Below are 23,242 nucleotides of genomic sequence, written 5' to 3' on the forward strand. Positions count from 1 at the left end.
AGTAGTAATAACCTTATAGGTTAAGTTAGTAAGGGCGCACGGTGGATGCCTTGGCACTAGGAGCCGATGAAGGACGGGACTAACACCGATATGCTTCGGGGAGCTGTAAGCAAGCTTTGATCCGGAGATTTCCGAATGGGGGAACCCACTGCTCGTAATGGAGCAGTATCCTTATCTGAATACATAGGATAAGGAAGGCAGACCCGGGGAACTGAAACATCTAAGTACCCGGAGGAAGAGAAAGCAATTGCGATTTCCTGAGTAGCGGCGAGCGAAACGGAAGAAGCCCAAACCAAGAGGCTTGCCTCTTGGGGTTGTAGGACACTCTATACGGAGTTACAAAGGAACGGAGTAGATGAAGAGGTCTGGAAAGGCCCGTCAAAGAAGGTAACAACCCTGTAGTTGAAACTTCGTTCCCTCCAGAGTGGATCCTGAGTACGGCGGGACACGTGAAATCCCGTCGGAAGCAGGGAGGACCATCTCCCAAGGCTAAATACTCCCTAGTGACCGATAGTGAACCAGTACCGTGAGGGAAAGGTGAAAAGCACCCCGGGAGGGGAGTGAAAGAGAACCTGAAACCGTGTGCCTACAAGTAGTTAGAGCCCTGTGCATATTTTCCTTTGGAAAAATGCCGGGTGATAGCGTGCCTTTTGTAGAATGAACCGGCGAGTTACGATTTCATGCAAGGTTAAGCTGATGAGGCGGAGCCGCAGCGAAAGCGAGTCTGAATAGGGCGAACATAGTATGAGGTCGTAGACCCGAAACCAGGTGATCTACCCATGTCCAGGGTGAAGGTAAGGTAACACTTACTGGAGGCCCGAACCCACGCACGTTGAAAAGTGCGGGGATGAGGTGTGGGTAGCGGAGAAATTCCAATCGAACTTGGAGATAGCTGGTTCTCTCCGAAATAGCTTTAGGGCTAGCCTCAAGATGAAGAGTATTGGAGGTAGAGCACTGTTTGGACTAGGGGCCCTCATCGGGTTACCGAATTCAGACAAACTCCGAATGCCAAATACTTATGCTTGGGAGTCAGACTGCGAGTGATAAGATCCGTAGTCAAAAGGGAAACAGCCCAGACCACCAGCTAAGGTCCCAAAGTATACGTTAAGTGGAAAAGGATGTGGAGTTGCTTAGACAACCAGGATGTTGGCTTAGAAGCAGCCACCATTTAAAGAGTGCGTAATAGCTCACTGGTCGAGTGACTCTGCGCCGAAAATGTACCGGGGCTAAACGTATCACCGAAGCTGTGGATGGACACCGTAGGTGTCCGTGGTAGGAGAGCGTTCTAAGGGCGGTGAAGCCAGACCGGAAGGACTGGTGGAGCGCTTAGAAGTGAGAATGCCGGTATGAGTAGCGAAAGAAGGGTGAGAATCCCTTCCACCGAATGCCTAAGGTTTCCTGAGGAAGGCTCGTCCGCTCAGGGTTAGTCGGGACCTAAGCCGAGGCCGAAAGGCGTAGGCGATGGACAACAGGTTGATATTCCTGTACCACCTCTTTACCGTTTGAACGATGGGGGGACGCAGGAGGATAGGGTAAGCGCACTGTTGGATATGTGCGTCCAAGCAGTTAGGCTGGTTACGAGGCAAATCCCGTAACCGTGAAGGCGGAGCTGTGATGGCGAGGGAAATATAGTACCGAAGTTCCTGATTCCACACTGCCAAGAAAATCCTCTAGTGAGGTAAAAGGTGCCCGTACCGCAAACCGACACAGGTAGGCGAGGAGAGAATCCTAAGGTGAGCGAGAGAACTCTCGTTAAGGAACTCGGCAAAATGACCCCGTAACTTCGGGAGAAGGGGTGCTCTGGTAGGGTGCAAGCCCGAGAGAGCCGCAGTGAATAGGCCCAGGCGACTGTTTAGCAAAAACACAGGTCTCTGCGAAGCCGCAAGGCGAAGTATAGGGGCTGACGCCTGCCCGGTGCTGGAAGGTTAAGAGGAGGGGTTAGCGCAAGCGAAGCTCTGAATTGAAGCCCCAGTAAACGGCGGCCGTAACTATAACGGTCCTAAGGTAGCGAAATTCCTTGTCAGGTAAGTTCTGACCCGCACGAAAGGCGTAACGATCTGGGCACTGTCTCAACGAGAGACTCGGTGAAATTATAGTACCTGTGAAGATGCAGGTTACCCGCGACAGGACGGAAAGACCCCGTGGAGCTTTACTGCAGCTTGATATTGAATTTTGGTACAGCTTGTACAGGATAGGTAGGAGCCTTTGAAGCCGGAGCGCCAGCTTCGGTGGAGGCGTCGGTGGGATACTACCCTGGCTGTATTGAAATTCTAACCCGCACCCCTCAATCGGGGTGGGAGACAGTGTCAGGCAGGCAGTTTGACTGGGGCGGTCGCCTCCTAAAGAGTAACGGAGGCGCCCAAAGGTTCCCTCAGAATGGTTGGAAATCATTCGTAGAGTGTAAAGGCACAAGGGAGCTTGACTGCGAGACCTACAAGTCGAGCAGGGACGAAAGTCGGGCTTAGTGATCCGGTGGTTCCGCATGGAAGGGCCATCGCTCAACGGATAAAAGCTACCCCGGGGATAACAGGCTTATCTCCCCCAAGAGTCCACATCGACGGGGAGGTTTGGCACCTCGATGTCGGCTCATCGCATCCTGGGGCTGTAGTCGGTCCCAAGGGTTGGGCTGTTCGCCCATTAAAGCGGTACGCGAGCTGGGTTCAGAACGTCGTGAGACAGTTCGGTCCCTATCCGTCGTGGGCGTAGGAAATTTGAGAGGAGCTGTCCTTAGTACGAGAGGACCGGGATGGACGCACCGCTGGTGTACCAGTTGTCTTGCCAAAGGCATCGCTGGGTAGCTATGTGCGGAAGGGATAAGTGCTGAAAGCATCTAAGCATGAAGCCCCCCTCAAGATGAGATTTCCCATAGCGTCAAGCTAGTAAGATCCCTGAAAGATGATCAGGTTGATAGGTTCGAGGTGGAAGTGTGGCGACACATGGAGCTGACGAATACTAATCGATCGAGGACTTAACCAAAAAACGATTCTCTTTACTTGATTCTTCTGCAGTATTTAGTTTTGAGGGAACAAAATTCAATTAGTTATTGAAATTTTTCCTGAATCATATATAATAATATATGTCACATTGTTTGGTGGCTATAGCGAGAAGGTCACACCCGTTCCCATCCCGAACACGGAAGTTAAGCTTCTCAGCGCCGATGGTAGTTGGGGGCTCTCCCCCTGCAAGAGTAGGACGTCGCCAAGCAGTGTTCCACAGTAGCTCAGTGGTAGAGCTATCGGCTGTTAACCGATCGGTCGTAGGTTCGAGTCCTACCTGTGGAGCCATAAGGAGAGCTGTCCGAGTGGCCGAAGGAGCACGATTGGAAATCGTGTAGGCGGGCAAAACCTGTCTCAAGGGTTCAAATCCCTTGCTCTCCGCCATATTATTTCTGGCCCGTTGGTCAAGCGGTTAAGACACCGCCCTTTCACGGCGGTAACACGGGTTCGAATCCCGTACGGGTCACCATTCAATTACGGAGGATTAGCTCAGCTGGGAGAGCACCTGCCTTACAAGCAGGGGGTCGGCGGTTCGATCCCGTCATCCTCCACCATATATTATTGTCGCGGGGTGGAGCAGTCCGGTAGCTCGTCGGGCTCATAACCCGAAGGTCGCAGGTTCAAATCCTGCCCCCGCAATTAATGTAACTTATTTTCAAGGAAACTTGAAAATATTCGGTCTGGTAGTTCAGCTGGTTAGAATGCCTGCCTGTCACGCAGGAGGTCGCGGGTTCGAGTCCCGTCCAGACCGCCATTTTAAATAAAATATGTACATAGGCTCAGTAGCTCAGTCGGTAGAGCAAAGGACTGAAAATCCTTGTGTCGGCGGTTCGATTCCGTCCTGAGCCACCATTTTTTATGCCGGCCTAGCTCAATTGGTAGAGCAACTGACTTGTAATCAGTAGGTTGGGGGTTCAAGTCCTCTGGCCGGCACCAGAAGTTTTTCGGAGGGGTAGCGAAGTGGCTAAACGCGGCGGACTGTAAATCCGCTCCTTCGGGTTCGGCGGTTCGAATCCGTCCCCCTCCACCATTTAAGATAGGGGCATAGTTTAAAGGTAGAACTAAGGTCTCCAAAACCTTCAGTGTGGGTTCGATTCCTACTGCCCCTGCCAAACTAACTATAATGGCGGCTATGGCGAAGTGGTTAACGCACCGGATTGTGGCTCCGGCATTCGTGGGTTCGATCCCCATTAGTCGCCCCATTAAATTTATTCATATCATTGGGCTATAGCCAAGCGGTAAGGCAACGGACTTTGACTCCGTCATTCTCTGGTTCGAATCCAGATAGCCCAGCTTTCGCGGAAGTAGTTCAGTGGTAGAACACCACCTTGCCAAGGTGGGGGTCGCGGGTTCGAATCCCGTCTTCCGCTCCATCTTATTTCGGCGGCATAGCCAAGTGGTAAGGCCAGGGTCTGCAAAACCCTTATTCACCGGTTCGAATCCGGTTGCCGCCTCCATATTAATATGCCGGTGTGGCGGAATTGGCAGACGCGCACGACTCAAAATCGTGTTCCTCTGGAGTGTCGGTTCGACCCCGACCACCGGTATCTAATAAACAGTAGTCCTTGATATACATTATAAAAAATGTTATCAAGGACTTTTTCTATGTATTTTTTCTCTATATGATTCTTAACGGAATCCACTTGCATATACAATTGCAGACAAAATAGTAAATCCGATGGTAGGTTACGCAGGATATCCTATTATCTGTTCATACAGGTTCGAACTCCTCTTATTTACCAAGACTATAACGTACATTCCCTTAATGATTTTTTTGCCTCATACTCATCTCCAACACTTAAACCCTTCCTACATATTTTTTGATAAAAATCATCATTTATTAATTTTCACATCGAATAAATACTTTTTTAAAGGTAACCATATACCTGTCAATTCTTAATTTATCCTATGGAATTGAGGATAATTCAAACCTCTTGGGACAAGAAGAACATGCAAGTATATTAACCGACTACATCTACCACCTTAGGAGGTTTAAAATTAAATGGAAAACAGCTGCTTTTACTGTGATTATTCCATTGAAGGTGGAAAACATCACTATATTTCCTTTTTTAAGGATGGAGTAGAACATGAACAACCTCTTTGTGATATTTGTTACTCAGAATGGTTAGAGGGTATTAAAGAATAAGGTGAATTTAGAGGTCATTTGTTCCCTCTGTTAAATGGAGAGTTTACAAAAAAGTAGTACAAAAACAGCTAAGTCTTTTAAATTTAAGCTATGCCGAATTTGCTGCCGGGAATCAGCCTAAAAGATTAAATTTCCGGTGTGAAGGTTTTCAGCACCCCATATTTGGGGGCAATTAATTTACAAAAAAGTGAGAGAAAGTGCAGAAAAATATATGAGATTTTAAACCAAAAAGGAGATTTTATCATGACTCAAGAAACATTTATTATTAACAAGGCGACTTCAGAAGAATCCGTTCAAGAAATTGAGCAAGCTTTAAGTCAGTTAAGAGGGGTTGAAAGAGTTTTAATGGATATAGATGATGGTGAAGTTAAGATTGAATTTGATGAAAACATTATTTCCAGTAAACGTATTCTTAGTGCAATACAAGAATGCAGTATACACATTTAGCAGATCAAAAAGAACTACTTAGCTCATCCCAATAGTTTTTATTGTTTTAACCACCATAGTAAGGTTTTTGTTTCATTCAGAACGCCACTGCTATACCTGTAGGAGTATAAAGTCGGAGGACATATTTTGGTATATTTACCTTTCCTGGTGGACAAAGTACCAAAATTTCCACCGATGGTGCTTGACACCACAAAAATGTGTTACTATATAGTAGGAATATTATCCTATAAAGGAAATTTAAAAAGAACATTTTTAAGGTGCAACATGGAAGAATTTTATACACATATCAATAAAAAATTATATTATATAACAGTTTGCATTGTTATCACCATTATGGCAATGGGATTACTAGTGGGTGATGCTCTCATTGGCTGGAAGAAGATTGGGTTTGTTTTACATAGTCTGCTAGTAGTGATCTTATCTGTATGTTTATTAATATATCCTAAGCATGTAACTCATGTATTCAGAACCATCATTCTTATCTTGGCCTTTTGCTACTTTTATACCATCTTTTTCCTGTATCCTGATGTTGGCTCTACTTTTACTTTGCTATGTTTTATTCCTGCTGTTGCTATTTTGTTTTTTGATTCAAGGCTATTTTATTTTTCCATCCTGATTAACAGTATACTAATAACGTTTACGTTCATTTATATTAATCTATTGGATAAAGAATCTGCTTACTACTATATTCAAGAGAATTTAATCGGTAATGTAATAAATTTTATCGGGAGCCAAGCACTGATCTGTTTTATTTTCTATTTAACATACGGGCGAATGAAAAAACAGCAATTATATTATCAGCAAGTTAAAGAGACTGAACGTTTAAAGACAACTGGTCAATTAGCAGCTGCTGTAGCTCATGAAATTAGAAATCCTTTAACAGTGGTAAAAGGATTTTTACAGTTATATGAGAAAGATTCAGCATATAGTACAGATGCTAAAAGACATATCCGATTAATGATAGATGAATTAAATATAGCAGAAGAGGTCCTTTCTCAGTTTTTATCCATAGCAAAGCCGAATAGAAATGAAATGACAGAAACCGTAAATGTTAGATCTGTTCTTCAAAGTGTATCGGATTTGCTTCAATCATATGGGCTTTTTCGTGATAATAAAATTGAACTGAATGTGGTGGAAGATTGCTATATCAGAGCTAATAACATTGAGATAAAACAACTGCTTGTCAATATCTTGAAAAATGCCATTGAGGCTTCCAAAATTGGTGATTCTGTTATTGTAACAGCTGAAAGGAAAAAGCATTTCGTGGAAATGAAGGTTACAGACTTCGGAGATGGAATGTCTGAAGAAGAAGTGAAATCACTTGGTACTCCTTTTTATTCATTAAAAAGTAAAGGTACAGGCTTGGGGATGATGATTTGCTTTAATATTGCCGCCAAGTATAAAGGGACGATTGACTTTCATAGTGTAAAAGGAGAGGGAACGACGGTTACCATTCGGTTTCCTTGAGGTTAAAGCGAAGAGTTAGATGCTCTTTGCTTTTTTGTTTTCTCCAGTTTTTAAAGCCTGAATAAAAAATATGGAATCCGTTCCTCTGTCTTGTGTCTTTTGTGCAGTACGGGCACAAAATGATGCAGTTTCTCTATTAACCGGTGCAGTTGGATGCCTGAATGATGCAGTTCCCCTGAAATTTCATGCAGTTTAGGAAGGATTCTAGAGATTTTAGAATAGACGGGGATGGTTCTACCGTTGCAAATCCATCAGGATTTCTTACACTTATGATTTTCTTTTGGATAATATAAGAACATCGGGACCGTCCCAATGTTCCAAGAAAATGAAAAAGAAGCATCCGCCATTTCATCCCGAATGCTTCTTTCCTAAATAAAACTTATAATACTCGACGTGCCTTTACATAGTTCTGTTTAGCCCAATTAGATGCTAAATCCTCTGTAATAACACCATTGGAAGCTAAACGAATATATTTATTATTTCCAATGTAAATACCTGCATAAGTGATTTTTGTTCCACTATTATCACTAGAGAAGAAAATTAAGTCGCCTTTTTGTAAATCTGCTTTTTGAGTTGCTTGGCCAATTTCTGCTTGACGGCTCGCTAGTTTTTCTTTTAAATCGATACCCTGATTTTTGAAGACATAATACGTAAAGCCAGCAGGGGTAAAGGTTAAGGAATTCTCATCATAAACATAACCAAACTTTGCTTTTCCGATAAGACTTGTAGCGGAATCCACTATTTTATCTGCGGGCGATGATGTATTTGTTACCGGTGGTTTTTCATTTGGAGCAGGATTTTCAACTGGAACCGCTTTTTCGGTAAAAACACGTTTAGCCGTTATATAGTGCTGTTTGTAGTAATCAACAAAGAGAACCCTAGTCGAAATTCCATTTGAATTTGGAACGATAATTCTATGGTCTCCTGCATAGATGGCAACTGATCCCGGTGTCGTTGAACCAACCGTATTGTTGAAGAAGATCAAATCACCTTTTTTTAAGTTTTGTTGAGAAACAGTTGTTCCTTTATTCATAAGTTCTTTAAGGTTTGTTGTCCCTAATGTGACTCCATTTTTTTGATATACATAATTAACAAAACCGGTACTTGTAAATTTCATCGCTGCTTCATCATTTACGTTCCCCATTTTCACTTTATTCATCAAATCATAGGAAAGCCCGACAATGTTATCTCCAGTAGTTGCAGGGTTTGAAGGGAGTAAGGTTGGTAACACTCTTCTTGCAGAATAATAACTTTCCGTATAATAAGGTTTGCTATTCATGTCTGAGATAACGATATTTTGCTGTGGATCGGCCATATGAATGATTTTATTATCGCCTATATACATTCCTACGTGATCCGGATCTGTACCTGTTTTCTTACTTTTAAAGAAAACGAGATCCCCTTTTTGTAGTTCATTTCTGGCAACGTATGTTCCTTGTTGAACCATATAATCTTCATTGTACGTAGCTAAATCGACTCCATTTTTTTCAAAAATGTACATGATAAATGATGCACAAGAAAATTTATATGGGGCTGTTGGTTTATACTCTGTATTACTGTATGTTGCCTTTCCTATTAAACTTTTAGCTGTGTCAATTAATTGATCCGCTTTTGCCTCGACAGCTGATTGATTATTTTGAGGATTAATAGTAGCTGCCGATACTTTCCCTTCTTGAAGCGAAGGTACAATTATCGTGCCTAATCCAAGTGTAACTGCCAGCGCTGTGCTTACTAGATGTTTTTTCATTCCGTTACCTCCCAATACTGTCTTTCTAGTTTCGATTCTAGCATATTAAAAGGAGGTGTCTTGGTGGTTATTTATTCCTGCACTGTTTTTAATCGGCTTAGGCCTTGTTAAATCAGGGGGTACAAGAAAACCTAACACTTCCATTACAATTGCTACAATTTAAATACAAGGTAAGGTGTTGTGGCAGAAAACCTAACCATTGGATACCTGTATGAAACTAAAATTCCTATGATTGGAGTTTAATAGTTACTTGTACAAACATAAATCAAATTTCGGCATAACTTATCCTATAAATATGTGATGAAGGGAAGGTCTTGTTATGGGATTTTATCCATGTCCTCCAAATAATTGTTCGTGTCCAGTTAACTTTGTTCACAATATGGGAGGAAGTTTTAGTTTATTGTGCGGCAGTGAGCCATTCAAAATTTTTGAGAGTAATATTCCGACGGAGATGTTTATTTCTGTTCAACAAAATGAAATAGTAAATGAAGACTTATGTGATCTAACCGTAACCTTCGAACTAGAAGATGGGACTAGCAGGATGTTTGTGATACCAAATCCAAATTCATCTGCACAATCGTATGAATCTAGCGGTATACAGTTTTATAGTGACAATGTTCGAAGAATTACTCTTCAATGCCAGGGAGGCGAAGGAGGAACTCGATGTAATGGATATTTGCAAGCACAGATCTTTTTAAGAGGGTCGAGCACAGATCCCAATTGTGAATGTCCAGTTTATGTTAGAAATCCCGAATCCGGAGGTTTTCTCCCGTATGTTAGTACTAACTTTTTCCTTCCTTGCGGGAGCGAAGAGTATACAATCTTTGAAAGTGCTGAACCTGTTGAAATCATTGGATCAATAAGCTTAAGTGAATTTGCATCACAAAATAATGATACATGTGAATTAGAAGTAACGGTTGAATTAAACGATGGGAGTAATCTGGTTTTTCTTGTGCCAAATCCCAATACATCTCCATCAAGTAGTGATTCAAACATTATCCTCTTTCACACCAAGGAAACTAGAAGGGTTAATCTCCAATGTCTAAGTGGAGCAGGAAATGGATGCCGTGGAGGTTCTACTAACACGTTAGTGCTCCGTACGGGAAATAATTAAATGTGTGGTTGCTACGTTACTATATGGGAAGGAGGATTTTAATGAGTAACCGAACTAAGAGGTCACGTACGGATTGTTCCTGTCCAATAAATTTCGTTCAGGACATGGTTGGTGAATTTAATTTAATCTGCGGTAGTGAGCCATTCAAAATATTTGATAGTGATGTTCCAACAGAAATTTTTATAAGTATTGAGCAGAGAGAATTAATATTTTCAAATGAAAACTTGTGTGAACTACAAGTCACTATTGAACTAGACGATGGAAGCTTCATTGTCGAAACCATTCCAAATCCCAATGCGTCGGCGCAAGCTTATGAAAGCGTCGGTAAACAGTTTTACAGTAAAATGATAAGAAGAATTACCATTCAATGTGAGGGAGGGGAAGACGGGACTCAATGCTCAGGAAATTGGCAATTACAAATATTTTTAAGAGGATCAAACAAATATCCAAGTTGTGAATGTCCTGTATTCTTTAATCAGAATCAATTTGGAAGCTCTCTTCCAAGTACAGGTAATTTCTTAACACTTTCCTGTGGAAGTGAAGAATTTACAATGTTCGAAAGCAATGAGCCTTTAGAAGTCATCGGCCAGGTTGTTTTACGGGAGTTATTTTCAGCAAATAGGAATGTGTGTGAATTAGAAATAACAGTCGAACTACAGGATGGAAGCAGCATAGAGTTTATCTTGCCAAATCCAAATACAATACCAACAAGGGAGCAACAAAATACAATATCCTATCATTTTCAGGATACAAAAAGAATCACCCTGAAATGCTTAAGTGGCGAAGGAAATGGCTGCCCTATTAATTATCAAAACTATTTTGTAATGCGTTCTTGAAACAGTGAACAGATAATTGCTTGATTTAAAAGTATAAAAACAAATGAATTCATTTTGTTTTTATACTTTTTTTATACACAGGAATATACACAGGGAGCGTTCTACCGTTTCCATTCCATATGGATTTGTTCCCCTTATGATTTTCTCTTGGAAAAAAGAGAACAAGAGAACCGCCCTATGTTCATTTCCCAATATACTCAAGCGAATATATATGTGTTCTCGTTAAATCAATTACTTCTTGGATAAATTCCTCTTCAGACTCTTGGAAGTCATTTGTAATCCAATTCAGAAGTAATCCGTAAAAGCCATATGCTGTATAGCGTTTAAAATAATCCATGTTGACTGGTATATGGTTAATCGTTTCAAATGTAAATTTTTCCTTATATATTTTTAGAATCGTTTGTGGGAATCTCTTGTGTATTCCCGGTAAGGTGTCATCGTATTTAATAAGCTCAAAAAAATTCCTGTGCTTATATATGAAGGAAACGATATTAAAGGATGGAGCATTTAGTTTGGATGTATATACCTTGTGTCCAGGTGTATATGGTTTGCCTACGGAATCTTCTAATCCTTGAAACATAGAAACGAGTAACTCTTCCGCTAATTCAATTTTATCTTGGTAATGAACATAAAAGGTACTGCGATTATACGCGGCATGATCGACAATGTTTTTGACAGAAACGGAATGGAATCCCTTCTCTTTTATAAGTTCTATAAAGGCTAGCTTTAAATGCTCTTTTGTCCGGTTTCTCCGCTCTGATGTCAGACTTTGTTCATGATTCATGAAAAAACCTCCCTAAAAAAAGACAATTTTGCTATAGGTGTCTACTATTTAGACATTTGATAATATCTTAATGATTGTTAAATGTGCTAAATATTTTACAATTATATTGTGAACAAAATAGCACAAATGATATTGAAATATCTTTTTCAGGTTAAAATATGACAGTGCTATATTCATATTATAATGGAGGAATCTATTATGGGAAAATTACAAGATAAAGTAGCTGTGATTACTGGGGGAGCATCCGGTATTGGTGCAGCAACTGCACGTTTATTCGTTGCAGAAGGAGCGAAAGTGGTTATTGTTGATTTAAATGAAGAAAAAGGGAAGGCGTTTGAACAAGAATTAAAGGAGCATAATGCCGATGCTCTATTTGTAAAAGCAAATATTACTAGTGAAGAAGAAGTCGCGAATGTATTTAAACAAGCAGTGGAAACATTCGGTAAAGTCGATGTTGTGTTCAATAATGCTGGTATCGGACGCGTTCATTCATCACATGATTTAGAATACTCTGAATGGCGTAACACCGTGAATGTGGACTTAGATGGTGTATTCTTAGTCGCTCGTGAAGCAATCCGTGAAATGTTAAAAACAGGTGGCGGTACTATTGTGAATACTGCTTCTATGTACGGTTGGGTCGGTTCACCTGGTTCAGCAGCCTATAACGCAGCAAAAGGCGGAGTCATAAACTTAACTCGTTCACTTGCACTTGAATATGCAGAACAAAATATTCGGATTAACTCGTTATGCCCAGGCTTCATTGATACACCTATTATTCCAGCAGAAAGTAAACAAGCATTAGCTGCTATCACTCCGATGAAACGTCTTGGAAAAGCAGAAGAAATGGCAAAAGCTGTATTATTTATGGCTTCGGATGATTCTTCTTTCATGACTGGTAATAGCTTAACAGTTGATGGTGGTTATACAGCTCAATAATAAACCTTTAGGGCTTATATTACTTTAAATATATATGGGAGGTCAACATAATGACAAATCGTTTTGATGATAAAGTAGTTTTGATTACAGGAGCAGGCTCAGGTTTAGGACAAGCATCTGCATTACAAGTGGCAAAAGAAGGCGCAAAACTTTCACTTGTTGATTTACACTCTGAGTCTTTAGAGGAAACAAAACGCAAAGTTTTAGAAGTCGCACCAAATACGGAAGTGCTATTAATAACTGCGAACGTAGCAGATGAAAAAGCCGTGGAAAACTATGTAAACACAACCGTGGAAAAATACGGAAAAATTGATGGTTTCTACAACAATGCAGGTATTGAAGGAAAACAGGACCTAACAGAGGATTTTGGTATCGATGAATTCCAAAAAGTAGTAAGTGTCAATTTAAACGGTGTGTTTTATGGATTAAAATACGTATTGAAGGTTATGAGAGAACAAGGTTATGGTTCTATTGTGAATACCGCTTCTGTAGGTGGTATTCGAGGTGTGGGAAACCAATCTGGTTATTCAGCTAGTAAACATGGTGTAGTAGGATTAACAAGAAACTCCGCCATTGAATATGGTCAATACGGCATCAGTATTAAAGCAATTGCACCAGGCGCAATCATGACTCCAATGGTTGAAGGATCCTTAAAACAAATGGACCCAGATAATTGGGAAGAGGTAGGAAAACAATTTGTTCAGCCAAACCCAATGAAACGATTTGGCAAACCAGAGGAAGTTGCATATTTAGTTGCGTTTTTATTATCTGACCAGGCAAACTTCATCAATGCAGCTGTTATACCAATTGATGGTGGACAATCATATAAATATTAATGGAAATACCATAAGAGTAGCTCATATTTTGGGCTACTCTTTTTTTCGTCAACTTACTTACTTATAAAATGATCGTGTTTCATTATTATGGATTACTTATAGCATTTCCGTTATTCACTCCTGATAAATGAAAAAACAAAGGACATACTAAGTATTAAGTTTATATTGATAGTGGGAGGATATGAAGGTGAGTACACATGAGAATATCTTATCTATCTTCGCTTTAGGTGGCTTGAATGAAATCGGGAAAAACATGTATGTAATCGAATATGCAGACGATATTGTGATTATCGATTGTGGCAATAAGTTTCCAGATGAAAGTCTATTAGGGATTGATTTGATTATTCCTGATATCACTTACTTAATAGAAAATAAAGATAGGGTAAAGGCTTTAATTGTCACACATGGCCATGAAGATCATATCGGAGGGATTCCGTTCTTCTTGAAAAAACTAAATATACCCGTTTATGCTACCCGTTTTACATTAGGATTAATTGAACTGAAATTAAAAGAACATAGACTTTTAAGAGAAAGCAAACTGGTTGAAATCAATGCAAACTCAAAATTAGAATTTGGAAACATAAGCGTGGACTTTTTCAGAGTGACTCATAGTATTCCGGATTGCTTGGGAATGGTCTTTCATACTCCAGAGGGGAATATTGTACATACTGGAGACTTTAAGTTTGATTTAACTCCTGAGGTAAGGGAAGAGCGTCCGGATATTCATAAAATGGCGGAAATCGGTGATGAAGGGGTCCTGCTTCTATTGTCCGAGAGTACAAATGCAGAACGCCCTGGCTTGACTCCTTCCGAGCAAATGGTAGCAGATCATTTGGAGGTAGCGTTTATGAATGCGGAACGCAAAATTATTGTTTCCACATTTGCTTCCAATGTTAGTCGTGTTCAGCAGGTCGTGAACGCTGCATATAAAACAAATCGAAAACTTGCGTTGCTTGGAAGAAGTATGCTGAACGTAGTAGAGGTCGCAATGGAACGAGGCTATTTAACTGTTCCAGATGGAATGTTAATAGACCAAAATGAAATTAATGAATTGCCTCCTGAAAGAGTAGCGATTTTATGTACGGGGAGCCAAGGGGAACCTTTGGCTGCACTTGCCCGCTTATCGACTGGAAACTTTCGTGGCGTTGAAGTTTTACCAAAGGATACGGTTATACTTGCAGCAGGTCCAATACCTGGGAATGAGAGAAGTGTAACAAGTATTGTAGACAATTTTTTTGCCATTGGTGCAAGGGTGATTTATGGATCGGGCAGTACATCGGGTATGCATGTTTCCGGTCATGGCTATCAAGAAGATTTAAAACTAATGTTGACATTAATGAAACCAAAATATTTCGTCCCAATTCATGGCGAACTTAGAATGCTGCACCATCACCGTTTATTAGCTGAATCCGTTGGAGTAGAACCAGGAAATACGTTTATTATCAATAATGGCGATGTGGTCGATATTGAACATGGAAACGCGCGCCAGACGAGGGAAATACCAGTTGGTAACACTTATGTTGACGGTGGAGATGTGGGTAATGTAGGAGATTTTGTCCTACGAGACCGTAAACAGTTTGCTGAGGACGGCATGCTCATCGTCGTGTTAACGATAAGTAAATCAGGTAAACTACTTTCTGAACCGGAAACGATTTCCCGAGGATTTATGGACGGTGGTTTCGCGGAACTTCGAAAAAATGTGAATCAACTTACTACCAATACGGTTAATGAGCTTCAAAAAGAAAATCGAAATGATTGGAAAGTAATGAAAAGAGAAATAAAAAAATCCATTCAGCAGCATGTGTTCAGCCAAATGAAGAAAAAGCCAATGATTGTCCCTATCATTATTGAAATTTAATGGGGAATAGAAGCAAATGAGGAATTCCATATATATGGACCGCCGCAATACAGATATAACATCCGAAAAATAAAAATTCCCCCATTAAAAAATGGGGGAAATTATTTTACCAACTTGCCTTTTTTACGCCAGGAATTTGCCCTTTATAAGCAAGTTCGCGGAAGCAAATTCGGCAAAGCTTAAATTTTCTAATGACAGAGTGCGGACGCCCGCAGCGTTCACAGCGTGTATATTGTCTAACCGGATATTTTTGTTCTCTACTTTGTTTTATTAATAAGGCTGTTTTGGCCATTATCCATTCCTCCTTTTTATTTAATTGGAGGTAGGAGAGTCTAAAAATTATACACCTACTTTATTCACGTGTATACAAGTAATTTGTGGTTAAATAGGTAGGGATAATTAACTAACCCAATCTTATGCAAACAAAGTAATAAATTCTAGTTCGACAAAAAAATGCAAATAACTTATAATGTAATAGTTAAAAAGCAGCATGAGATTTGTACCGTTTTTTTCTAAAGTTGAAAAGGCAAACTTATCGAAAGATAAGGACGCAAAGCTACGAGTCTAAAATCCACTTGGATAAAGATAGTCGGGTTGCCAGGAATAATAATTACAAGGATTATTCGATGATTTGGCTATTCTTATCTTATTTGGGGTAGCTTTTTTTATTGCCCTTTTACGAAAAGAACGTGTAAATGACATCAATGAAGAAATAGTAGACTATAGCAAAAAGGAGATAAAAAGATGATTGTCGTAGATAGAAAGAAATACAAAATGGCAATTAACGAAGTTGCGAAGGAAGTTCATGTACAGGTGCATGGATTAATGAGGGAGGAAGATGTAGAAGGTTATATGATTGATTTGCAGGATACGATTAATAGAGTAACAAAACATGAATATACCTTTGTTGTCGATGCCACTCACCAAACACCTGTCCCATCAAAGGTTGTACCGCAATTGGAGCAAACGATGCTATTTTATTCTAGTTTAGGTTTTAAGGATATCCTTGTTGTAAAACCTTCCTCTAAAATTGCCCAAGTGCAAATTAGGAATGCGCTGGAAAGAATTGTGTTCGCAGGTACATTTGTCGATAACGTACCTCGTTCTATGTAATGTCAGGTTTAATAGAAATGGAATTTCTTTATTTATAATTTGAAAGGAAGATCAACAAGTGCAAACAACACAAGAGTTATATACATATGAAATTGTAACGAAGGAACAAACAGATTTAATTCAGAAAGCAGCTGAGTGTCTAGCCCGAACATTTATTGGAGTGGATGTTGCAGGGAAATGGGTTCAAGAACCTATGGTTGGTCAATTAAATTTAGATTATGAAGATTTCTATGATTTTACCAAGGAATATTTAGATGCTACCGTAGAACAGGGATATTGCGCAGTCGCTCTGGATCAGGATAATAATGTGGTTGGTGTACTTGCTGGAGATACAAATGCACCAGAGATTATCGGTGAAGATATCTTTGAAGGTTCTTTTTATGATATGAATGTCATTCTGCGTGTTCTGGAAGATGTAGATAAACGTTTCATGGAAGATTATGAAAAACGTAACGGAAAAGAAATCGAAGATGGAGAGCTATTGCACTTATTCATGTTAGGAGTAATAGCGGAACATGACCGCCACGAGATTATTCAACAATTAGGAAATAGTTTAATCACAAAAGCAGCATCACAAGGGTTGAAGGCTATATTAGCGGAAGCGACAAACCCGAAATCAATCCGAGTAATGGAAAAATATCATAATATGGAAAAATATAAAGATGTAGAAGGAAACTATATTGTTCATACATATCAGGATAATAGTAAGCTAAATGGTATTCCGACAACTGTAGCGGATGGAACATATATCCTTATTAAGGAGCTTTAAAATATTCATATTAAAGGTTAATTCAATTATTAATAGGAGTTAGGGGATTTATTCATCATGGAAACTATATTAATTGGTATTATTGTTATCTTATTAGGGTTATCGGTGTATTTTGCTTACCGATATTTTTCACTAAAACGTCATCATGTTAATAAAGAAATTATTAATGGAATGAAAGAAATAGCAGCAGGTAATATCACAAGCAAGGTTAATGTAAAAAGTTCTGATCATGCTGTGTTTAATCAACTAATTGATTTTTTAAGCCGTGTTAGGGACAAGTTTTTTTCCTTTTCAACAAATGTACATAATACAGGAGGGAATCTTGCTGAAATCGGGGAATATGCTTCTGAAAAAGCGGATATTGTTCGAGCAGCAATTGATGAGGTAGGTAGAGGATTACAGAAACAATTAGTAGCAACAGAAGAAACAGCTGCATCTATGGAAGAAATGGCACAGGCTATCGATGATCTATCCGTAAGATCTAATCAAATTTCAGAACAATCGAATACGACATTAGAATTGACGGAAGAAGGAAACGTGAAGCTGAAAAGTTCATTAGAAAAATTGGAGCAGTTTAATCAAACGATCACTACCACATTTGATGCAATCAATAAACTCGGAGAAAAATCTCACGAAATCGGCATGATTGTAAAAGTGATTACAGGGATTTCCGAACAAATTAACTTATTGGCTTTGAATGCGGCAATAGAAGCTGCCCGGGCAGGAGAACATGGTAAGGGATTTGCGGTTGTAGCAGATGAAGTTCGAAAATTGGCTGAACAATCACGCCAGTCTTCTTCTGAAGTATCCAATATTGTAAAGAATATACAAGAAGAAACAGAAATTGTAGTCAAGTCCATGCAACAGGGTACAGAAGAATTTAAAGATACAAATTCGAATATTGTAGAGGTCGGATCGATGTTCGAAAAGATTCTATCTACAACAAAGATCATTGCGGAAAATAATGAAAATTCTTCTGCAAGTACAGAAGAACTATCTTCTGCTTCTCAGCAGATTATGACAACCATTGTAGAAATTGCTTCTATCTCTCGCGAATCAGTTGAAATGTTTGAAGAGTTAGTTGAAATTAGTGATGATGAACTAAATACAATACAAAAACTTGTTGAGGAAGCTAAAAGCCTTGTAAAGATAAAAAATGATGTAGAAAAATTACTAAGTTCATGGAATCAAAGTGTTAAAACACTGGAAGCTAAAGTGGGACAAGATACTAAAAATAAAGCTAGTGTCGCAGTATAAAGATATTCACCTCGTTAGCTGATCGAGTGAAGTTGCTTCTCATAGGTTGGTCCAACTTGTGGGAAGTTTCTTTTTTACAAGAAGCAGTGTGTATCACTGTCTTGCGCAAGCAGCCGTTGGCTAGTGGATTTCTCCGTCTTCTCCATACGATAAGCGGGCATCGACTCGTTCTTTATCGTATTTCCTAAATCTTGCATCGAAGACTTCAAAGTTGAAATTCCTTAGATCTAATTTCACTCATCCACACGCCGATGAACAAGGCGCTTATGCATTTCTAATTAAACTACTTCTAGTAAAAACAACATGGAGGTAAAACAATGAAGGAAATTCAAAAATTGTTTCCCAGTATGGACGGAAATAACCTGCAAAGAGAGGAATTATTGTCCTACTTGAAGACGATTTTAACGAAAATAGATGAATTAAAAGATCCTAACAAACTAACGTTAGGAGAAATGCCCGATTATACAGAGGATTACTATAATCGTGTTATTCAAAAGGCTGCTGTTCCGCAAACGGGAGTGTCGATGGAGGAAGTGATTCAAGAACTTCTAAAATTAGTAGAAGGACACCGGTACGTCAATCGAAATTATGTAGCCAATGCAGCTCCTCTACCGAATATTGCAAGTATCATAGGGAATTTAGTAATGGTGTTAGTCAATGGGAATAATCTTTGGGATGTGGAAGGCCCGGCAGCGGCTACAGCAGAAATCGAAATATCTAGTATGCTATCCAAACTAATCGGATACGATGAAAGCATCAGTGCAGGATATACCACTTGGGGAGGACAAGGGGCTGTCTTTAACTCTTTACGTCTTGCCATTGCCCGTTACGCACCATCCTCTAATCAAAGGGGTGTGCCGAAAAATCTCTATTGCTTCTGTTCCGAGCTATCCCACTACAGTCTATATAAATCTGTAGAAGCAACTGGGATTGGTGTAGAAAACATGATTCGCGTGAAAGTGAATACGGATCATTCTATGAATCTAGAAGATTTAAGAGAAAAGATGGAGCATGTTATTGCAAAAGGCGGTGTTCCTCTTTATGTCCTTGCCACCATGGGAACGACGGATACATTTGGGATTGATGACTTGGAAGGCATTAAGGGGATAGCGGAAGAATTGGAACGCACCTTTGGGATACATCCAATCTATATCCATGCGGACTCCGCAATGGGAGGCATGTATACTTTCTTTAATGATTATGATTTTGAAAGTAATCCTCTACGCTTGGATGACAATGTTATGGTGGTATTGAAATCCTATCAAGAGAAGTTCAAACATATTAAGCTTGCAGATAGTATGGTCTTTGATTTCCATAAGCTTGGTCAAACTCCATATATTACGAGTTTATTTTTAATCAAAAACCGAGAGAATCTTCAGTATGTTGATTTAGATGCAGCGGAAACACCGTACGTTGGAAATCGTGGGTATGGCAGCTATCATACAGGATACACGCTCGAATGCTCACGAATGGGAAGTGCTTTAGCGATTTATGCATCTTTATTAGCATTTGGAATCGAAGGCTATCAAGAGCTTTTAGCCAACTATATTCGTGTCAATCTTGCCTTTCGAGAGACGTTAACAAAGGAAATTTCGAACGTGGTGGTTACGAATGAGGTTTCTCCAATAACCACATTCCGCTTTTATCCGGAAAAGACAAAATGGAACGATGAAAGGAATGGGCTTTTAACTGTAGAAGAGATAACGGAAATTAACCAGTTTAATGACGAGTTCGCAGAGATACTTGGTGCAGAACGAGATACCGTCTTCTTTGGAAATACTAAAAAGCAGTGTCTCGTAGACGCAGCAAACACTAACAAGCGGATATCCATCTATGCGCATAAATTTTTTACCATCTCGCCATACTCCACAATCGAAGAGGTCGACCGGTATGTTGGGTTTCTAAAAGAACATCTTGAATTTTTTATGAAAACGAGAAGTAGTAATAATATTGGTGTAAGATCCTAAATAGAATAGGTTCGATTCATTTCACATAAAATAATTATAAGAAGAGAGAATAGCTGGGAGTGGAACAGGAAGTCTCCATTCAGATGTTGTTCTTTAAAAATAAGAGGACACACGATCCGTTATCTGTGACAAAAAGAGTGATTTCACGAGTTTCGAGGATAGAGGTTCCGTTATTTAGATATAAAGGCCATATTTTTGGCTGATTTTAGGGCAATAATGGAACCAGTGTCCGCAAACATCTCCATTTCCTTTATATTAATTTAAATAACGCAACCTGAGTCCTCCAAAATGGGAATAGAAACAAAATCAGTTCACAGCAAAAAGGGCAAAACACTTGGATTTACTATTATCCAAGTGTTTTTTGTTCTATCTTGTAAAGCATCTGCTTGATTTACTATTTTGTTCAAATCAACTGTATGGGTGTGGATCACCTTCTTAATTTATAGCTGTATAAAAATGTATGGATTATATGTAATAATTATCCATATGTATTATAATAACGTTGTAGGAAAAGGGGGATGGGTATGAATGAAGTTCGGACAAATACGAAAGCAGTAGTTTCCTTAACGCTTGGAATTCTTTCTATTGTGATACCATTTATAGGATTAGTGCTTGGTATTATTGGTGTTGTCATTTCTAGAATGGGATTAAAAGAGATAGAGAGTTCAAATGAAAATGGTAGAGGACTTGCCATTTCTGGGTTTATTTGCAGCCTAGTTGGTATTGTAATTTATGTCTTTTGGATATTCTTAGCTATTTTTTCATACTATTCATTCACTAATGTGGAATTCAACTTAGAATTTATTTCTCTTTTAAAGTGATGGTCTCGTTCTTTTTTTACCTTTCCAGTTTACTATAAATGGGTAAATATACATATATAAACAAAACATCTTCCAAGTAATTAGGAGGATGTTTTATTTTATAAAAAATGTTCTTTATAAAGAAAAATAATTAGAAAATTCTCTTGATTTAAGTTATTTTTCAAGCTATAATCATCGTAACGTTCTTTAATAAGAACAAAATGAGACATATATAAAATATTAATAAAGTAATAGGGAATAGGACAGGAGAATGAGTGAAAATGTTAAAAAAAACGATCAAATCGATGGGGAATATTATCATTACATTGTTGATAATTCTTAGTATCTCCGCACTCATTTCCATAGTGCAGTCAAAGAAGGATCCAGGGCGAACTCCCTCCATACTAGGGTATAAGGTGATGAATGTACTATCCGGTAGTATGGAACCGAGCTTAAAACCAGGAGACGTTATAGTAGTGAAGCCAATAGATCCCGGTAAGGTTAAGGTGAATGATGTCATTTCATACAAGAATAGCCGAAACCATTTTGTGACTCATAGAGTCATAGAAATAGTAAACAAAGACGAGAAACGATTTTTTCAAACAAAAGGGGATGCAAATAATATCAAAGATGAGGGATTAGTTTCTTCAGAGCAGCTTGGAGGATCCTTGTTATTTCATATTCCAAAGGTAGGATATCTAGCAAACTTTTTAACTAGTTCACTTGGATATATTGTGTTAATTACAATTCCTCTTTTAATTTTAACCATTGGGATGTTCAGAAAAATGAACAAAACTAACAAGCAACAGAAAACAGTATAAAAAGTTGGTATCCCAATGTTAAATAGATAATTTTGTTGGAGGTGAACATTTTTTCACTATCTAATTAGTAGCAGTCAAAAAGGAAGAAAACAAAATATGGGGGGAAGGCTCTGTGAAAAAGAAGTCTATTATTAGTTTGTTGTCTGTATTCATTATTGTAATTGCAATGGTAGGAACAAGTGCTTATTTTTCAAAGAATTTTAGCAGTGATAATAATACTGCCAAAGCTGCTGACTTCGATGTAGAAGTAGTTAATTCAGAAGGAAAAGCAATTGGGAATGCCCAATTTAGCCTTGGCGATAAACTATATCCTGGTATGGAACCGGTCGAGGTCTATAGCTTTCAAATTAAAAAGAATCATACAGAATTGCCTTTAGAATATAAAGTAAATTTAATTCCTAGTGGAGATTTATTCCCGCAGGACAACAGCTCGCCAGTGAAGGTTACTATGCAAAGAAATATTGATAATCAATGGGTAAATGTTGATTATTCCACTACCTTTAAACCAGAAAATGCTGTTGAAAGCTATAAGATATTAGTACAATGGCCGCATGGTGATCATGATATTGACTTCCAAGGTAAAACTGGAAACATTAAGTTGGATGTAACAGCTACTCAAGTAGATGGAAATAGCTTGGGTGCAGCCCAAAAAATGTATCAAGATGCAAGTAACGCTCTAACAGCATTAGACAATGTCGGCACTGGCTTTGACAAGGGCAATTTCTCCAAAGCACAATCAAATGCTGTACAAGCCTCCATCGATAGCTTATTAGAGTATATGAAAGGCGTTCCAAATGGAAAAGGTAAAACAGATTTGATGAGTGATATTAATAAATTGCAAAGTGCACTTGATGCAAAAGTAGCGTCTCGATATGTTTATTATGAAATTGATAAGAAATACACGAATTTTACCCAACTAGGATTGAAATTGACGGCTGATCAATCGGGTCAAGTTATTCGATATGAAGAAGCTAGGTCAATGATGGTTTCAGCTCAATATGTAGGCTCCGATAAAATTTATTCCATGGAATACCATCCAGCTTCTAAAAAGGACGCAACAGTTGGAGATAAGTTTAAATATGGAATGCGATTTAATGGTAATGTTAAAACAATTGACGTAACCTTCACAAATTTAGGTGGAGGAAATTGGAAAATCGAAAGTGATTGGTTAGTAGAAAAAAAATAAGAGATTAGTTTGCTGCCATTTTAAATGGCAGTATTTTTGTTTAATGAAACTAATCCCTGATTAACAGCGTATAAGTTTTAATAGGGGGCGGTGATGTTGAAAAATACAAAATGAAGAATAGTATAGTTTATTCCCAATGTATTTAGTTATTTAATGTTCATA

General features: G+C 39.0%; 18 protein-coding genes, 15 tRNA genes, 2 rRNA genes and 1 riboswitch. Of the genes, 32 read left to right on the forward strand and 3 right to left on the reverse strand.

All coding sequences use genetic code 11. From position 1 onward, the window contains the following. Window positions 1–18 precede the first annotated feature (18 nt). The 20 genes from KHA87_RS00005 (at window position 19) to KHA87_RS00100 (ending at window position 7,056) form a co-directional block, all read left to right on the forward strand. Window positions 19–2,976, forward strand: a 23S ribosomal RNA gene (locus KHA87_RS00005). A gap of 111 nt (window positions 2,977–3,087) precedes the next feature. Further along, window positions 3,088–3,204, forward strand: a 5S ribosomal RNA gene (rrf, locus tag KHA87_RS00010). A 5-nt stretch (window positions 3,205–3,209) separates the two neighbouring features. Continuing rightward, window positions 3,210–3,284: transfer RNA gene (locus KHA87_RS00015), tRNA-Asn, on the forward strand. A 3-nt stretch (window positions 3,285–3,287) separates the two neighbouring features. Next, window positions 3,288–3,380, forward strand: a tRNA-Ser gene (locus KHA87_RS00020). A gap of 10 nt (window positions 3,381–3,390) precedes the next feature. After that, window positions 3,391–3,465: transfer RNA gene (locus KHA87_RS00025), tRNA-Glu, on the forward strand. 9 nt (window positions 3,466–3,474) lie between these two features. Continuing rightward, a tRNA-Val gene (locus KHA87_RS00030) sits at window positions 3,475–3,550 on the forward strand. Window positions 3,551–3,561: 11 nt separating this feature from the next. Next, window positions 3,562–3,635: transfer RNA gene (locus KHA87_RS00035), tRNA-Met, on the forward strand. Window positions 3,636–3,673: 38 nt separating this feature from the next. Continuing rightward, a tRNA-Asp gene (locus KHA87_RS00040) sits at window positions 3,674–3,750 on the forward strand. A gap of 22 nt (window positions 3,751–3,772) precedes the next feature. Then, window positions 3,773–3,848: transfer RNA gene (locus tag KHA87_RS00045), tRNA-Phe, on the forward strand. 8 nt (window positions 3,849–3,856) lie between these two features. Then, window positions 3,857–3,932 (forward strand) — tRNA-Thr (locus KHA87_RS00050). A 10-nt stretch (window positions 3,933–3,942) separates the two neighbouring features. Further along, window positions 3,943–4,026, forward strand: a tRNA-Tyr gene (locus tag KHA87_RS00055). An 8-nt stretch (window positions 4,027–4,034) separates the two neighbouring features. Beyond that, window positions 4,035–4,108 (forward strand) — tRNA-Trp (locus KHA87_RS00060). Window positions 4,109–4,122: 14 nt separating this feature from the next. Further along, window positions 4,123–4,198, forward strand: a tRNA-His gene (locus KHA87_RS00065). Window positions 4,199–4,217: 19 nt separating this feature from the next. Then, window positions 4,218–4,289 (forward strand) — tRNA-Gln (locus tag KHA87_RS00070). Between the two features lie 5 nt (window positions 4,290–4,294). Further along, window positions 4,295–4,369: transfer RNA gene (locus KHA87_RS00075), tRNA-Gly, on the forward strand. A 9-nt stretch (window positions 4,370–4,378) separates the two neighbouring features. After that, a tRNA-Cys gene (locus KHA87_RS00080) sits at window positions 4,379–4,453 on the forward strand. A 9-nt stretch (window positions 4,454–4,462) separates the two neighbouring features. Continuing rightward, window positions 4,463–4,543, forward strand: a tRNA-Leu gene (locus tag KHA87_RS00085). 455 nt (window positions 4,544–4,998) lie between these two features. Next, entirely contained in the window at window positions 4,999–5,142 is a 144-nt protein-coding gene (locus tag KHA87_RS00090) for a hypothetical protein (RefSeq protein WP_213092105.1), read from the forward strand. A gap of 243 nt (window positions 5,143–5,385) precedes the next feature. After that, window positions 5,386–5,589, forward strand: coding sequence for a heavy-metal-associated domain-containing protein (locus tag KHA87_RS00095; RefSeq protein ID WP_213092106.1), 204 nt, complete (start codon window positions 5,386–5,388; stop codon window positions 5,587–5,589). A gap of 264 nt (window positions 5,590–5,853) precedes the next feature. Further along, entirely contained in the window at window positions 5,854–7,056 is a 1,203-nt protein-coding gene (locus KHA87_RS00100; protein ID WP_213092107.1) for a sensor histidine kinase, read from the forward strand. Between the two features lie 379 nt (window positions 7,057–7,435). Here KHA87_RS00100 and KHA87_RS00105 read toward each other — a convergent pair whose 3' ends face one another. Beyond that, window positions 7,436–8,803 carry a C40 family peptidase gene (locus KHA87_RS00105; RefSeq protein ID WP_213092108.1) on the reverse strand — a complete coding sequence of 456 codons (1,368 nt, stop codon included), beginning with the start codon at window positions 8,801–8,803 and terminating at the stop codon, window positions 7,436–7,438. Between the two features lie 319 nt (window positions 8,804–9,122). Here KHA87_RS00105 and KHA87_RS00110 point away from each other — a divergent pair, with 319 nt between their 5' ends. Both KHA87_RS00110 and KHA87_RS00115 read left to right on the forward strand, forming a co-directional pair. Continuing rightward, window positions 9,123–9,917, forward strand: coding sequence for a hypothetical protein (locus KHA87_RS00110; protein ID WP_213092109.1), 795 nt, complete (start codon window positions 9,123–9,125; stop codon window positions 9,915–9,917). Between the two features lie 41 nt (window positions 9,918–9,958). Continuing rightward, complete coding sequence (locus tag KHA87_RS00115; protein ID WP_213092110.1) at window positions 9,959–10,753, forward strand: hypothetical protein; 795 nt, start codon at window positions 9,959–9,961, stop codon at window positions 10,751–10,753. 181 nt (window positions 10,754–10,934) lie between these two features. On the opposite strand, the gene KHA87_RS00120 is transcribed toward KHA87_RS00115, so the two are convergent. Beyond that, the gene (locus KHA87_RS00120; protein ID WP_213092111.1) at window positions 10,935–11,537 is read right to left on the reverse strand and encodes a TetR/AcrR family transcriptional regulator; all 603 of its coding nucleotides are present in this window, start codon (window positions 11,535–11,537) and stop codon (window positions 10,935–10,937) included. 198 nt (window positions 11,538–11,735) lie between these two features. On the opposite strand from KHA87_RS00120, the gene KHA87_RS00125 reads away from it, so the two are divergent. From KHA87_RS00125 to KHA87_RS00135, 3 genes are all read left to right on the forward strand, one after another. After that, window positions 11,736–12,473 carry an SDR family NAD(P)-dependent oxidoreductase gene (locus KHA87_RS00125; protein ID WP_213092112.1) on the forward strand — a complete coding sequence of 246 codons (738 nt, stop codon included), beginning with the start codon at window positions 11,736–11,738 and terminating at the stop codon, window positions 12,471–12,473. 50 nt (window positions 12,474–12,523) lie between these two features. Beyond that, window positions 12,524–13,309, forward strand: coding sequence for an SDR family oxidoreductase (locus KHA87_RS00130; RefSeq protein ID WP_213092113.1), 786 nt, complete (start codon window positions 12,524–12,526; stop codon window positions 13,307–13,309). Between the two features lie 187 nt (window positions 13,310–13,496). After that, window positions 13,497–15,167, forward strand: a complete 1,671-nt coding sequence (locus KHA87_RS00135; RefSeq protein ID WP_213092114.1) for a ribonuclease J — start codon at window positions 13,497–13,499, stop codon at window positions 15,165–15,167. Window positions 15,168–15,273: 106 nt separating this feature from the next. Here the strand turns inward: KHA87_RS00135 and KHA87_RS00140 are convergent, their stop codons facing one another. Continuing rightward, window positions 15,274–15,459 carry a type Z 30S ribosomal protein S14 gene (locus tag KHA87_RS00140; protein WP_213092115.1) on the reverse strand — a complete coding sequence of 62 codons (186 nt, stop codon included), beginning with the start codon at window positions 15,457–15,459 and terminating at the stop codon, window positions 15,274–15,276. A gap of 223 nt (window positions 15,460–15,682) precedes the next feature. Further along, a riboswitch (cyclic di-GMP riboswitch) is annotated at window positions 15,683–15,769 on the forward strand. Between the two features lie 142 nt (window positions 15,770–15,911). Here KHA87_RS00140 and KHA87_RS00145 point away from each other — a divergent pair. The 7 genes from KHA87_RS00145 to KHA87_RS00175 all read left to right on the forward strand — a co-directional run bounded on the left by KHA87_RS00145 (window position 15,912) and on the right by KHA87_RS00175 (window position 23,080). After that, entirely contained in the window at window positions 15,912–16,280 is a 369-nt protein-coding gene (locus KHA87_RS00145) for a hypothetical protein (protein WP_213092116.1), read from the forward strand. A gap of 58 nt (window positions 16,281–16,338) precedes the next feature. Next, entirely contained in the window at window positions 16,339–17,049 is a 711-nt protein-coding gene (locus KHA87_RS00150) for a hypothetical protein (RefSeq protein WP_213092117.1), read from the forward strand. A gap of 447 nt (window positions 17,050–17,496) precedes the next feature. Next, a complete protein-coding gene (locus tag KHA87_RS00155) occupies window positions 17,497–18,306 on the forward strand; it encodes a methyl-accepting chemotaxis protein (protein WP_481748345.1) in 810 nt (269 codons plus the stop codon). A 317-nt stretch (window positions 18,307–18,623) separates the two neighbouring features. Continuing rightward, on the forward strand, window positions 18,624–20,273 hold the full coding sequence (locus tag KHA87_RS00160) for a pyridoxal phosphate-dependent decarboxylase family protein (protein ID WP_213092119.1): 1,650 nt from the start codon (window positions 18,624–18,626) through the stop codon (window positions 20,271–20,273). A 524-nt stretch (window positions 20,274–20,797) separates the two neighbouring features. After that, window positions 20,798–21,094 (forward strand): DUF4190 domain-containing protein, encoded by a 297-nt coding sequence (locus KHA87_RS00165; RefSeq protein WP_213092120.1) that lies wholly within the window; start codon window positions 20,798–20,800, stop codon window positions 21,092–21,094. Between the two features lie 260 nt (window positions 21,095–21,354). Further along, the gene (locus KHA87_RS00170) at window positions 21,355–21,894 is read left to right on the forward strand and encodes a signal peptidase I (RefSeq protein WP_213092121.1); all 540 of its coding nucleotides are present in this window, start codon (window positions 21,355–21,357) and stop codon (window positions 21,892–21,894) included. Window positions 21,895–22,006: 112 nt separating this feature from the next. Continuing rightward, on the forward strand, window positions 22,007–23,080 hold the full coding sequence (locus KHA87_RS00175) for a hypothetical protein (RefSeq protein WP_213092122.1): 1,074 nt from the start codon (window positions 22,007–22,009) through the stop codon (window positions 23,078–23,080). The last annotated feature ends 162 nt before the right edge of the window (window positions 23,081–23,242 follow it).

The sequence above is a fragment of the Bacillus sp. FJAT-49736 genome (genome assembly GCF_018343615.1).
Lineage (GTDB): Bacteria > Bacillota > Bacilli > Bacillales > Bacillaceae_C > Margalitia.